Source organism: Acidisoma sibiricum (assembly GCF_057837225.1).
Map to the genome: position 1 here is coordinate 2,981,985 of NZ_CM174445.1, position 12,971 is coordinate 2,994,955.

General features: G+C 63.3%; 13 protein-coding genes. 10 read left to right on the top strand and 3 right to left on the bottom strand.

Annotation, left to right across the window (positions count from 1 at the left end; all coding sequences use genetic code 11):
* Positions 1 to 15 precede the first annotated feature (15 nt).
* Positions 16 to 1,191, top strand: coding sequence for an acyltransferase family protein (locus tag AC3G7M_RS14250; protein WP_489212766.1), 1,176 nt, complete (start codon positions 16 to 18; stop codon positions 1,189 to 1,191).
* Here the strand turns inward: AC3G7M_RS14250 and AC3G7M_RS14255 are convergent.
* From AC3G7M_RS14255 to AC3G7M_RS14265, 3 genes are read right to left on the bottom strand one after another with little or no spacing between them, the layout of a single operon-like run.
* A complete protein-coding gene (locus AC3G7M_RS14255) occupies positions 1,178 to 1,705 on the bottom strand; it encodes a DUF3833 family protein (protein ID WP_489212767.1) in 528 nt (175 codons plus the stop codon). The two genes, AC3G7M_RS14250 and AC3G7M_RS14255, sit on opposite strands and share 14 nt — an antisense overlap.
* 45 nt (positions 1,706 to 1,750) lie before the next feature.
* Positions 1,751 to 2,683, bottom strand: coding sequence for a tyrosine recombinase (locus AC3G7M_RS14260; protein WP_489212769.1), 933 nt, complete (start codon positions 2,681 to 2,683; stop codon positions 1,751 to 1,753).
* On the bottom strand, positions 2,680 to 3,399 hold the full coding sequence (locus tag AC3G7M_RS14265) for a helix-turn-helix transcriptional regulator (protein WP_489212771.1): 720 nt from the start codon (positions 3,397 to 3,399) through the stop codon (positions 2,680 to 2,682). Before AC3G7M_RS14265 ends, AC3G7M_RS14260 begins: the two co-directional genes overlap by 4 nt.
* 107 nt (positions 3,400 to 3,506) lie before the next feature.
* Here AC3G7M_RS14265 and AC3G7M_RS14270 point away from each other — a divergent pair, with 107 nt between their 5' ends.
* The 9 genes from AC3G7M_RS14270 to AC3G7M_RS14310 all read left to right on the top strand — a co-directional run bounded on the left by AC3G7M_RS14270 (position 3,507) and on the right by AC3G7M_RS14310 (position 12,971).
* Positions 3,507 to 4,370 (top strand): DMT family transporter, encoded by an 864-nt coding sequence (locus tag AC3G7M_RS14270; RefSeq protein WP_489212773.1) that lies wholly within the window; start codon positions 3,507 to 3,509, stop codon positions 4,368 to 4,370.
* Positions 4,371 to 4,564: 194 nt separating this feature from the next.
* Positions 4,565 to 6,247, top strand: coding sequence for a 3-dehydroquinate synthase (gene aroB / locus AC3G7M_RS14275; protein WP_489216054.1), 1,683 nt, complete (start codon positions 4,565 to 4,567; stop codon positions 6,245 to 6,247).
* A 224-nt stretch (positions 6,248 to 6,471) separates the two neighbouring features.
* Positions 6,472 to 7,461, top strand: coding sequence for an ABC transporter ATP-binding protein (locus AC3G7M_RS14280; protein ID WP_489212774.1), 990 nt, complete (start codon positions 6,472 to 6,474; stop codon positions 7,459 to 7,461).
* Positions 7,462 to 7,491: 30 nt separating this feature from the next.
* Positions 7,492 to 8,775 carry an ABC transporter substrate-binding protein gene (locus AC3G7M_RS14285; protein ID WP_489212775.1) on the top strand — a complete coding sequence of 428 codons (1,284 nt, stop codon included), beginning with the start codon at positions 7,492 to 7,494 and terminating at the stop codon, positions 8,773 to 8,775.
* A gap of 24 nt (positions 8,776 to 8,799) precedes the next feature.
* Positions 8,800 to 9,711: an ABC transporter permease gene (locus AC3G7M_RS14290; protein ID WP_489212776.1), complete on the top strand. Its 912-nt coding sequence runs from the start codon at positions 8,800 to 8,802 to the stop codon at positions 9,709 to 9,711.
* A gap of 3 nt (positions 9,712 to 9,714) precedes the next feature.
* A complete protein-coding gene (locus AC3G7M_RS14295; protein ID WP_489212777.1) occupies positions 9,715 to 10,539 on the top strand; it encodes an ABC transporter permease in 825 nt (274 codons plus the stop codon).
* Positions 10,540 to 10,545: 6 nt separating this feature from the next.
* Positions 10,546 to 11,280 carry an aspartate/glutamate racemase family protein gene (locus AC3G7M_RS14300; RefSeq protein WP_489212779.1) on the top strand — a complete coding sequence of 245 codons (735 nt, stop codon included), beginning with the start codon at positions 10,546 to 10,548 and terminating at the stop codon, positions 11,278 to 11,280.
* A 570-nt stretch (positions 11,281 to 11,850) separates the two neighbouring features.
* Positions 11,851 to 12,024, top strand: coding sequence for a hypothetical protein (locus AC3G7M_RS14305; RefSeq protein WP_489212780.1), 174 nt, complete (start codon positions 11,851 to 11,853; stop codon positions 12,022 to 12,024).
* Positions 12,024 to 12,971: an MvdC/MvdD family ATP grasp protein gene (locus tag AC3G7M_RS14310; RefSeq protein ID WP_489212781.1), complete on the top strand. Its 948-nt coding sequence runs from the start codon at positions 12,024 to 12,026 to the stop codon at positions 12,969 to 12,971. Before AC3G7M_RS14305 ends, AC3G7M_RS14310 begins: the two co-directional genes overlap by 1 nt.

The window sequence follows — 12,971 nt, forward strand, 5'->3', positions numbered from 1 at the left end:
AGCAATACGGCGGTCATGGACCGAGATGCCATCCGGGATGACCGGATCGCCCCCAAGGGAAGGGACGAAATCGACGCTCTGACGGGCGTGCGCGGCGCAGCGGCGGTGATCGTCATTGCCTATCACACCTACCCGGCCGGGGATTTCCCCTATGGGCTCAGCCATCTGGTGGCGCGGGGCTATCTGGCGGTCGATGTCTTCTTCGTGCTCAGCGGCTTCGTGATGGCCCTGACCTATGGCAAGATGTTTCGCGACCGCGTCACCCTGCCCGCGTTTTTCACCTTCCTGATGCGGCGGGTCGCCCGGCTCTATCCGCTCTACATCATCTTCCTGGCCCTCAGAATCGCCTATTCGCTATCGGTCTATGGCAGCCTGCAGGTGCCCAATGGCTGGTTCGCCATGAACCTGCCGATGCCGGTCAAGGACGTCATCGCCAATATCTTCATGATTCAGTCCTGGGGTGTCGCGAAAGCGGTGACGACGCCTACCTGGTCGATCAGCACCGAATGGGGCGCCTATTTCTTCTTCCCCTTCATCGTCGGTGGCATTCTGTTCCGCCGCGCAGCCTTTGCCATCCTGTCTCTGTTGCTGGCGATGGCGCTGATCATAACCGCCAGCATCCTGACCCAGTTTGACGGCTTGCATCACAATGGGGCGCTGGATGCCTATGACGGCCGTACCCTGGTTCCGATGCTGCGCTGTCTGGGCGGCTTCACGCTCGGCCTCCTGACCTACCGGCTGTATCAATGGCCCCCGGCCCGGCGGTTCGCGGGATCGGGCCTCGGCTGGGCGGCACTGGGCTACATCATGCTCTGCCTGGTGCTGCATTTGCCCGACCAGGCCATCTATCCCGCCTTCCCGCTTCTCGTCCTGTGCCTGGCCTGCGACCGCGGTTCACTCGCCAGGCTGTTTTCCTGGAAGCCGCTGCTGCAGCTCGGGGTGCTGAGCTACACGATCTACGTCATCCACAATGTCTGGATCGGTCTTGTGCATTGGCTGATCACGCATCTGCCCAGCACGATGCCCACGGCGGTGGCACAGACCATGTCCGCGGTCTTCCTCATCGGCAGCCTGTATGGCGTGGGCAGCGCCCTGCACCATTGGGTGGAAGTGCCCGGCCGGACCATCGTCCGCCGCCTGGCCGATCACGCGGCCCACTGGATGCGTCCGCGCGTCCTCAGTCGTGGATGAAGGTCGCCTCGATCTCACCGAACTCGAAGCCGAGCTTGGTGCCCCAGGCGCGGTTCATCATGATCTTGGGCGCGACCATCCACTGCCAGTCATCGAAGGTCAGCGTATGGTCCGAGCCGCTGCTTTTGAAACTGAACGCGTAGTGCATGCGATAGGCATTGCCCGCGGTCTGGCCGCGGGTCACGCCCACGACGTCCGGCGTATGGCCGATCCAGGTGCCATCGGCATCGCGGGTGAAGGTCCAGTCCCGGTCCTGGGTCTTGCCGTCTGAGAACAGGTAATGCTCGTGCAGCCGCAGCGTGGTGCCGTCCCAGGTGCCGTTTTCATCGGCCGTGAACTGCTTCACGACATTGCCGTTACGGTCGAAAAAGAAGCCGTAGCCGCGCGAATGGCCGTTGTAGAAATCCTCGACCTTGAAGACAGGCGTGCGGCCCGTGAAGGCCGTGACCGGCTGTCGCGCACAGGCCGACAGCGCGGCGAGCGCGCCCAGGGCAGCAATGGCAAGCACGCGCATAAGGGAGTCTCCTGGCTTCATGTCACGGGTTTCCCTTAAATAACGTCACTCCTGTGCTTCTAGATGCGGCACCGCGCGGTCACTGTCGGGATGGGCGGTGGCGAGCGGATGATGGTCATCAACCAGTTTCTGTAGACGCTCGGACAGAAGATGCGTGTAGATCTGGGTCGTGGCGATATCGGAATGGCCCAGCAGCATCTGCAGGCTGCGGAGATCGGCGCCGCGCCCCAACAGATGCGACGCGAAGGAATGCCGCAGCACATGCGGAGAGACGCGGGCCGGGTCCAGCCCTGCTCTCAGCACCAGATCCTTCAAAGCGAGGAAAAAAGCCTGCCGCGTCAGCGGCTGGCGCGGGTCCCGCCCTGGAAACAGCCATTTGCTGCCCTTGGCATGGGTCGCACGGAGCGCCCGGGCGGCTTCGCGGGCCGCATTCGACAAGGGCACCACGCGGTCCTTGCCGCCCTTTCCGCGCACCATGACCATCTCGGCATCCCGCGTCAGCGCGACCGCCGGCAGCGACAGCAGCTCCGAAATACGCAGCCCGCTGGCATAGAGGATTTCCAGCCCGGCCTGCATCATGAGGCCGCGTGGCCCGGTCTGCGCTTCGGCGGCGGCCGTCGTCAGCAGCTGGTCGACTTCGGCCTCGGTCAGGTTCTTCGGCAGCCCTGGCCGCGCCTTGGGGGATGAGAGCAGCCGGGCCGGATCGTCCGTGCGGATGGCTTCGCGCAGCAGGAATTTGGTGAGGCCCCGCAGGCTCGCCAGCCGGCGCGCCTGGGTCCGCTCGGACAGGCCGAGATCCGCGAGCGAGGCCAGATAGGCGCGCAGAGCCCGCGTATCGGCGGTCAGGATATCGCTGCCGCGGGCGGCCAGGAAGGCAAGCAGATCTTCGAGATCCGCGCGATAGGCTGCGAGCGTATTGCGCGCCGCGCCCTTTTCCGCCGCCATCATTTCCAGAAAGGCTTCGAGGTATCGGTTCATACGCCTGCTGTGGCTCTTGTTTCAGGTTCGCGCGCCTCATACGCCTTTTGCAGGGCGCGCCAGCCGGCGAGCAGCTCAGGCTGGCTGGCTGGATAAGTCTCATCCAGAATGACCAGATCCTGCACGCAATCGGTCCGAAAATGCCGGTAGTCCTGGCGCAATTCGCACCAGGTGCCGAGCAGGGTCGATTCCGCGAAATAGGCGATCGCCAGCGGCCAGACGACGCGCCGGCTCTCAACCCCCTCGCGGCTGCGGTAATCGAGGCGGATTTTGCGGGCCCCGCGAATGGCCTCGCGCACCGCGCCCATGCAGACGACGGGCGCGACGGACGCACCCCGGCTCCACACATAAAAGGGCGTTTCGACAGACGGCGTGGTGCTGCACGGCACCACCGCCGCAATCTTGGCGCGGACGGCGGACGCGGCTTCCTGCAAGCCGCGATCCCCGGTGCGGCTGACCAGATCCAGCGCCACCGCAATGGTCTGGAATTCCTCGGCGGTGAACATCAGCGGCGGCAGGTCATAGCCCGGCCCCAGCACATAGCCGAAGCCGCTGGCGCCATCGATCGGCAGGCCGCTTGCCTGGAGCGTTGCGATATCCCGGTAGATCGTGCGGGTCGAGACTTCCAGCCGGGCGGCGATGGCCGCGGCCGTCAGGGCGCGGGGGCTCCCGCGCAGAAGCTGTATGATGTCGAACAGACGATCGGCAGGCCGCATGATAGCCCGTTCCTTTTGCCACTGGCGCGCAACACCGGTTGCTGACACCACGCTGTCAGACCGCTCTCACTATAATCCCGATCACGCGATAGGAAACGGATAGCAACATGCAGCGGTGGCTGGGGATTGGACTTCTTTCGGCCTCGGCCGTCGCCTATAGCATGGCCGGGTTCTTCACGCGGCTGATCCCGCTGGATGCGGTGACCCTGCTGTTCTGGCGCGGTCTCGTGGCCGGCCTGTTCATCTTCCTGGTTCTGTTCATCCGCTACGGGCGGCACGCCTGGACGATGACGCGGGCGGTGGGCTGGACCGGCCTTGCCATCTGCGTGATGGGCTCGCTGTCGTCTTATCTCTATCTTTCGTCGCTGCGCCTGACCTCAGTCGCGGATACGGCCGTCATCTACGCCACCCTGCCCTTCGTGACCGCCGCCCTTGCCTGGGCGGTATTGCGCGAACGGGAAGGCGCCCATGTCCTCATCGGCAGTCTGGCGGCCTTGCTGGGCGTTGCCATCATGGCGAATGGCGCCCTCCGCGCCGGGCATCTGGCCGGCGACCTGCTCGCCTTCGGCATGGTTTTGACCTATGCCGCGCTGGTGGTGCTGATCCGCCGCGGCCGGCATATTTCGATGATGCCGGCGGTTGCCATTCAATGTCTGGTCAGTGCCCTGGCGGCGGCCCCCTTCGCGCAGCTTGGACCCATCAGCCACCTGCCGATACTGGACCTCGTGCTGTTCGGCACCTGCCAGCTCGGTCTGGGGCTCATTCTGCTCACGCTCGGGATGCGGCGGGTGCAGGCAACCCAGGCTGCCCTGATCGGATTGCTGGATACGCCGCTGGCGCCGCTGTGGGTGTGGCTGGCCTTCGGCGAAACCCCGCCTCTGATGACGCTGCTCGGCGGCGCCATCATCATGGCCGCCGTCTGCTGGACGATCCTGCGCCCCGGCCGGGCCCGCCAGGACGCCGTGGCGTAAGCCTAGCTCTTGTCAATCACGCTGTTTGGCAGGATCTGATGGACTTGATGCTGGTGCAGAGGCAGCGGAAACATGCCCAAAGCCACGAACCCGCCGCCGAGCACGACCAACAGGACGACAATGAAGACTAACAAAAAACTACGCATCAGCTGGGCCTGCCCGTGGAAACTGCGGCTGTGCTAACCTCTGGCTTGATGATGCGCAATAACGACGATGCCCCGAAGGCCAATCCCGTGCCACGCGATCTGGCCGATCGCAGCATTGTGCTTGTCGGCATCATGGGGGCGGGCAAGACCGCTGTCGGCAAGCGATTGGCCGCGACTCTGGGTCTGCCCTTCATCGATGCCGACCAGGAAATCGAAACCGCATCGGGCTATACGGTCAGCGAAATTTTTGAGCGTTTCGGCGAAGCCGCCTTCCGCGATGTCGAGCGGCGGGTGATCCGCCGGCTGCTGGACGGCCCCCGAATCGTGCTCGCGACCGGCGGCGGTGCTTTCATGGATGCCGAGACCCGCGCCGTCATCCGGGCCATGGGCCTGTCCATCTGGATCAGGGCGACGCTGCCGCTTTTACTGAAACGCGTCGCCGGACGCACCCACCGGCCGCTGCTGATGAGCGGCGATCCGGGCACCATCTTGCAGGGGCTGATGAAGCTCCGCCATCCCATCTATGCCGAGGCTGATATCGTGATCGACTCCCGCGACGAATCTGTGGATGCCATGGCTGGCCGCATGGCCGAGACAATGCTGGGGCATCTGCCGGCGCTGTCGGTTCCGGTAGAGCTTGCGGGGGGCGGCTATGAGGTCGTCATCGGCAGCAACCTCATCACCCGCGCCGGCGGCTTGCTGGGCCAGATCCTGCCTCAGCGCCGCGCCGTGGTGGTGACCGACAAGACCGTGGCCGAGCTGCATCTGCAGACCCTGCTGACCGGGCTGGAAACGGCCGGCTTCACCACGGGTACGATCGCGATCGAATCCGGCGAACCCTCAAAATCCGTCGAGAACTGGGCCTCCGTAGTGGATCAGCTGCTCGAACAGGGGGTGGAGCGGCGCACCGCCGTCATCGCGCTGGGCGGCGGCGTGGTGGGGGATCTGGCCGGCTTCGCGGCGGCGGCGACGCTGCGCGGCCTGCCCTTCGTGCAGGTGCCGACCACCCTCCTCGCCCAGGTCGATTCCAGCGTCGGCGGCAAGACCGGCATCAACACCCGCCACGGCAAGAACCTGATCGGCGCCTTCTATCAGCCCCGCATCGTGCTGGCGGATACCGACACGCTGGCGACCCTGCCGGTGCGGGAGCTGCGCGCCGGCTATGCCGAGATCGTCAAGACCGGGCTGATCGGCGACGCCGCCTTCTATGACTGGTGCGAGGAGAATGGCGGCGGCATCATCGCCGGCAATCGCGCGCTGCAGGCCAAGGCCATCCAGATTGCCTGCGCCTTCAAGGCGGCCGTGGTTGGCGATGACGAGCGTGAGGAAAAGCCGAATGACGGCCGGGCTCTGCTCAACCTTGGCCATACCTTCGGTCATGCACTGGAAGCCGAGGTCGGCTATGGCGCCGGGCTGCTGCATGGCGAGGCTGTGGCGATCGGCCTGGGCCTTGCCTTCGACCTCTCCGCCAGGCTGGGCCATTGCCCGCCGGATCTGGCGCCGCGCATCCGACGGCATCTGGACAGTGTCGGCCTGCCGTCCGAGATCGCCATGCTGAACCGCCGCTTTTCGGCGGCGCGCCTGATGGCCCATATGCGCAAAGACAAGAAGATGCGCGATGGCGCCCTGCATTTCGTGCTGGCGCGCGGCATCGGACAGGCCTTCACCTCGCGCGATGTGCCGGCGGATGCGGTCGCAGACCTGCTGCGGGGCGCGGGCTGCGAGGCCTGAAGGGCCTTCCGCAGCCTGGGCGGAAATCTGACCGCCTACAAACTGTACACAGTTTGATATTTTCGATGCAGACAGCGCGGCAAGCCGCGCTGTCCCGCCATGTCCACTCCAGAAAAACCGACACCCTGCCTTTGGCATGACCTTTGCGTGAGATTGCGTGAGGCCGGCATACGCGCGCTGAGGGGCGTGGTTTGGCGGTTATTCCCACTGCCGCAGGACGGATCATGGTGACGACGGTTCTGGATGTCGAGCTGATCGCGGTCAGCAAGCGCTACGGCAGCACCACCGCCGTCAGCGATATCAATCTGCGGATTCCGCGCGGCTCCTATTGCTGCCTGCTCGGGCCCTCCGGCTGCGGCAAAACCTCGACCCTGCGGATGATCGCGGGGCATGAGGATATCAGCGAGGGCGATATCATCATTGCCGGGCAGAATGTCGGCAACCTGCCGCCGGTGAAACGCGGCACGGCGATGATGTTTCAAAGCTACGCGCTGTTTCCGCATTTGAATTGTATCGACAATGTCGCCTTCGGCCTCAAGATGCGGGGTGTGGGCCGTGACGAGCGCCGGGCGGAAGCCCGCAAGCTGCTCGCCATGGTGGAGATGGAGAAATATGCGGCGCGCCTGCCGGCGCAGCTGTCCGGCGGCCAGCAGCAGCGCGTGGCCCTGGCCCGCGCGCTGATCACCCGGCCCAAGGTGCTGTTGCTGGATGAGCCGCTATCGGCGCTCGATCCTTTTCTGCGCGGCACAATGCGGGAAGAGTTGAAACGCCTGCAGCGCGAGCTTGGCATCAGCTTCATCCATGTCACCCACAGCCAGGAGGAAGCCCTGGCTTTGGCGGACGTCGTGGTGGTGATGGATCACGGCATCATCGTCCAAAGCGGCCCGCCGCAGGAGATTTTCAACCGCCCCGCCACCGCCTTCGTGGCGCGCTTCATGGGCGGGCATAATGTCATTCGTCAGGATGGCGGTGCGGTCGCCGTGCGCGCAGACCGCTGCCGCATCGCGGCCCCCGGCGCCAATACCGGCATCGGCGGCCCTGTCTCCTCCATCGAATATCTCGGCACCGTCGTCAAAGTCGGGATCGAGACGGCAACCACCGGCGAGGTCGTGGCCCTGGTCCCCGATGACCAGTTCTTCGCCTCGCCTCTCACCTTGGGTGAAACGGCACATCTGACCTGGGCCACCGCCGACGCCCATCCCGTCACGCTCTGAACGTCCATCGCAACATAAGGATCTTTTTGCATGACCAAGAAGACGACCATCAGCCGCCGTGGCTTGCTCAAGGGGGCCGCCGCGGTCGCCGGCACCGCTGCCGGGTCCGGCGCCATCACCGGCTTCCCGACCATCTGGGCGCAGAACATCAAGAACATCACGCTCCGCCAGTTCGGCACGGGCGTCTCGAACCTCAATGACATTGCAACCAAGTGTAAGGCCGATACCGGCATCACCATTTCGATGACCGCGATGGATACGGACGCCGCCGCCATCCGCGCCATCACCCAGCCCAACAGCTACGACGTCGCCGACATCGAATATTTCACCGTCAAGAAGGTCTTCCCGACCGGCCGCCTGCAGCCGCTCGATATCAAGAAGATCAAGTATTACGATGAGATCGTGCCGCTGTTCAAAGACGGCAAGGTGACGCCGACCGCCTCCGTCGGCCAGGGCACCGCGCCCTGCCGCGTCAGCTATGTCGAGGGTGCGTCCTCCACCAAATTTGCCAGCGCGCCGACGGAATGGATGACGCTGATCCCGACCATCTACAATGCCGATACGCTTGGCATCCGGCCTGATCTGGTCGGCAAGCCCATCACCCATTGGAAGGAACTCGTGGACCCGGCCTTCAAGGGCAAGGCCGCGATCATCAACATCCCCGGCATCGGCATCATGGATGCGGCGATGACGATCGAAAGCCTGGGGATGATGAAATATGGCGACAAGGGCAATATGACGAAGCCCGAAATCGACAAGACCATCGCCTTCCTCATCGAGCAGAAGAAGGCCGGCCAGTTCCGCGCCTTCTGGAAAAGCTTCGAGGAAAGCGTCGACCTGATGGCCTCGGGCGAAGTCGTCATCCAGTCGATGTGGTCGCCGGCCGTCACCGCCGTGCGCTCCAAGGGCATTGCCTGCACCTTCCAGCCTTTGGCCGAAGGCTATCGCGGCTGGGGCGGCGGTCTTGGCATTGCCAAGCATCTTACGGGTCTCGAGCGCGACGCGGCTTACGAATACATCAACTGGTATCTGTCGGGCTGGACCGGCGCCTACCTCAACCGCCAGGGCTATTACTCGGCGGTGCTGACCACGGCGCAGAAGTATATGTCGCCGAACGAATGGGGCTACTGGATGGAAGGCAAGCCGGCGACGGCCGCCATCATGAGCCCGCAGGGCCAGCAGATCGCGAAGGCCGGCGATACGCGCGACGGCGGTTCCTACTACGATCGCATCGGCCATATCGCCTGCTGGAATTCGGTGATGGATAACGACCGCTATCTGATCCAGAAATGGAATGAGTTCTCGGTCGCGTAACGACGGGCGCATAAGGGCGGTCTGATGAGCACCACGGTCGATACCGCCGCTGTCAAACCGGCGGTCGTTGTGAAGAAAGCGAGGGCCGGCGGCGCGTCCGCCGGCCCCTGGCTGCTGGCGACGCCGCTTGCCCTCGTGCTCGGGATTTTTCTGGTCATCCCGATCCTCATGCTCGTCGTGGTGAGCTTCCTTGACTACAATTCCGTGCAAATCCTCTGGAGCTTCGTGCTCCAGAACTATCATGATGCGCTGACATCCGCGGTGACGTGGGAGACCTTTGCCGTCACCATCAAATATGCGGTCATCACCTGGGCCATCACCCTGGTCCTGGGTTTCTGGCTGTCATACTTTCTGGCCTTCGAGGTGCGGGGCGCGGCCTGGCAGATGGGGCTGTTTCTGGTCTGCTCGATCCCCTTCCTGACGTCCAACATCATCCGCACCATTTCCTGGATTCCGGCGCTTGGCCGCAACGGCATCGTCAACAGCGTGCTGCTGCATTTTCATCTCATCCACCAGCCGCTGACCTTCCTGCTCTACAGCCAGTTCGCCATCATCCTCGCCTTCGTGCATCTGAACACGCTGTTCATGGTGACGCCGATCTTCAACTCGATGATGCGCATCGACCGCACGCTGATCGAAGCGGCGCGGGACAATGGCGCGGGCTTTTGGCAGACGATTTTCAACGTCATTCTGCCGCTGTCCAAAACCGGCATCGGCATCGGCACCATCTTCGTCATCACCCTGGTGATGGGCGATTTCGTCAGCGTCAGCATCATGGGCGGCGGACAGAGTGCGTCCGTCGGCATCATGATCCAGAATGAGATGTCGCAGCTGCAATATCCGGCGGCGGCGGCGAACGCCGTCATCCTGCTCGCCATCGTGCTGATCATGGTCTTCCTGATCCTGCGCGTGGTCGATATCCGCAAGGAGCTGTGAGCGATGAACCGGGATAGCCGCGGCAAATCCTTCTATATCCTGGCGGCCCTTTTCGCGGCCTTCGTGCTGTTCCTGTACGGGCCGATCGCGACCATCGTCATCCTGTCCTTCCAGGGGCCCAATGGCGGTCTCACCTTCCCGATGAACGGTTTCTCCTTCCACTGGTTCCATGCCCTGTTCCAGCAGCAGATGGTGGGCGATTTCGGTGGCGCGATCACCCGCTCTCTCATCCTCGCCTTCATGGTGATGGTCGCCAATGTGGTGATTTCGGTGGCCGGCGGCATGGCCTTCCGCCGCCGCTTCGCGGGCTCGACCGTGCTCTTCTATCTCGTCATCGCCAGCCTGATCGTGCCCTCCATTCTCGTCAGCCTCGGCATCGGGTTGTTCTTCAGCCAATTGGGGCTGGACCCCGCCTGGTACAGCTCGGCCTTCGGCGCGCAGCTGACCTGGACCATCCCCTTCGGCCTGCTCATCATGTTCGCGGTCTTCAACCGCTTCAACAAAAGCTGGGAAGAGGCGGCGCGCGATCTGGGCGCCAGCCCGTGGCGCAGCTTCACCAATGTAATCCTGCCGATTATCCTGCCGGGCGTGGTCGGCATCGCATTGTTTGGCTTCTCGCTGTCCTATGACGAGTTTCCCCGCACCATGATGACGGCCGGTGACAGCAATACCCTGCCGCTCGAAATCTTCGCCATGACCGCCAATGTGACGACGCCGGTGATCTATGCCCTGGGCACGCTGACGACGGCTTTCTCAGCCCTCGTCATCATCATCGCCATGACCAGCATGGCCATCATCCGCCGCCGCCGCGCGGCCAAGCTCGGCTGACCTGCCATGAAGATCCTTGTCGTCAATCCGAACACGACCGCGTCGATGACCGCGAAGATCGGTGCGGCCGCGCGATCAGTGGCGAGCCCCGGCACCGAGATCGACGCCGTGAACCCCGCGATGGGTCCTGTCAGCATCGAAGGCTTTTACGACGAGGCTTTCTGCGTGCCGGGTCTGATCACGGAAATCCTGGCGGGGGAAAAGCGCGGCGCGCAGGCGGTCGTGGTCGCCTGTTTCGATGATCCCGGCATCGACGCCGCGCGGACCGTGACCGCGATGCCCGTCATCGGCATCTGCGAGGCCGCGATGCGCATGGCCGGCTTTCTGGGCCATCGCTTCACCATCGTCACCACCCTGCCCGTCTCGCTGCCCGCCATGGACGGGCTTATCCGCCGCTACGGCATGGACGGGCGCGGCCGCGCGCGCGCCGCCGGCGTGCCGGTGCTGGCGCTGGAAGACCCGGCCAGCGGCGCGGTTGAGAAGGTGCGCGCGGAAATCCGCCGCGCCATCGCCGAAGACGGGTCCGAATGCATCCTGCTGGGCTGCGCCGGCATGGCGGACCTTGCGCGCGCGCTCACGGCCGAGATGGGCCTGCCGGTGATCGACGGTGTGGCGGCGGCCGTGAAGATGGCGGAGGGGCTGATCGGCCTCGGCCTCACCACCTCCAAAGTCGCGGGCTACGCCCGGCCGGGTGCGAAACCCTATACGGGGATGCTGGAAGGTTTCGCGCCGGGGGGTTAGGGCGGGAAGGGCTGAGATGGGGGGATTGCGGTCATTGGGCATAAGCCGGACGAGGTCCGCTTAGCGCCCAAGCCTGTCATACGGGCGGACCTTTGTCGCTCGAGATAGCGGACATTCGCCCGGGATGACTTTCGTGAGGCACAACCGATCACAGAGGTGAAGGATTTCCCACACACCGTTTGGTTGAGCCATTCTGGCGGTTTTGAAATGTCGCTTAATTGGCAGGCGCAGATCGACTTTGCCCGTTAACGCTCCACCTTCACCGACGAGTCCGAGACCCATCGCACTGCCCTGCAAATGACTGTAATATGGCGCCAAGCCAACCTTAGCATTTGCTATTTCAGACCAGAGGTCAGGATAATGTTAGTGAAGCCGTTCATACTGCGAGGCGCCACGCAACTCCCTGCGGATTCGGGACCGGCCCCGAATCACTCCTACCACGCCGAAAAGCAGATCTGGATCGAGACCGATACTGGCGAACCTGTGGTCTCTCGAGAGGCGGCACGTCAGATAGGCGCCTCGCGGTTCGGGGAAACCTCGCTCACCGAAACGAGGGAGGGAGCCGACCAGATGGAGATTGTAGGCATCCAAGCTTCGCGCTTCGGCGAGACCAGTATGAGCAAGACCATGGAGGGGACCGACCAAGGGGAAAGCGCCTACCGCTTGTCCAGCCGATTCGGAGAGACCGCGGTGACCGCCACCCGTGAAGGGACCGACCACTCCGAGATTTCCAAGACCGCCTGATGCTCCTAATCGTTACGTCCAATCAGGATCTGACCGCTGACTTTCTGATCGTAGAGTTGCTGAACAGGGAACTTCCATATTTCAGGATGAACTCAGAGGAGCTGTCACCGTCAGCCGCCACGTTCACCTTAAGCAGTAACGGTATCGAAGGCCGCCTGAGTGCAGGCGAAAGGTCTGTATGCTTGCGCGACGTCAGCTCCGTCTGGTACAGGCGTTCGATCTGTCCGTCGGCCGCCGCCGAGATGACGCATTCTGAGCAGGCGTTTGTGGCTGGCGAGATGCGCCACTTTTTTTCTGGGTTGGTATTCAACCCTGGAATTACCTGGGTTAACCCGATCGAGAATGTCCGCGTGGCCGAGCACAAGCTGTTGCAGCTACGAGTGGCCCATGAGCTCGGCTTCCGAGTCCCCCGTACGGTTGTGTCGGCTGACGTCGACGTTCTCCGAAAATTTGCATCATCTAATCCTCACGGGACGATATGCAAACCGATCTATCATGGCTTGTTTTATGATGGAGAGGCGCGGCATTCAATCCTCACCCGCCGGGTTCTTGCCGAAGAATTGGATGCAGAGGCGGTGCGTCTTTGTCCGCTTCTGCTACAAGAGGAGATACCTAGACGTGCAGACGTGCGTGCAACGTTCGTGGGCCGCCACCTCTACGTCGCGAATATAGGAGGAATTGGGAACGCAGTGGATTGGAGAGATCCAAATCTGCCCGTAACCTATGCTTCCTCGGTCCTTCCTGCCAGTATAGAGATGCGGTGCAGAAAAATGCTTGCGCAACTAGGCCTGGTCTATGGCGCCTTCGACTTCATCAAGACACCTGACAACGACTATGTCTTCCTCGAGGTGAACCCAACCGGGGAATGGGCCTGGCTCGAAAATGCGTTGGGGTTCCCGATTAGGTCGGCTCTTGTCGAGGTGCTTTACGACGCCGAAGGTGAGTAA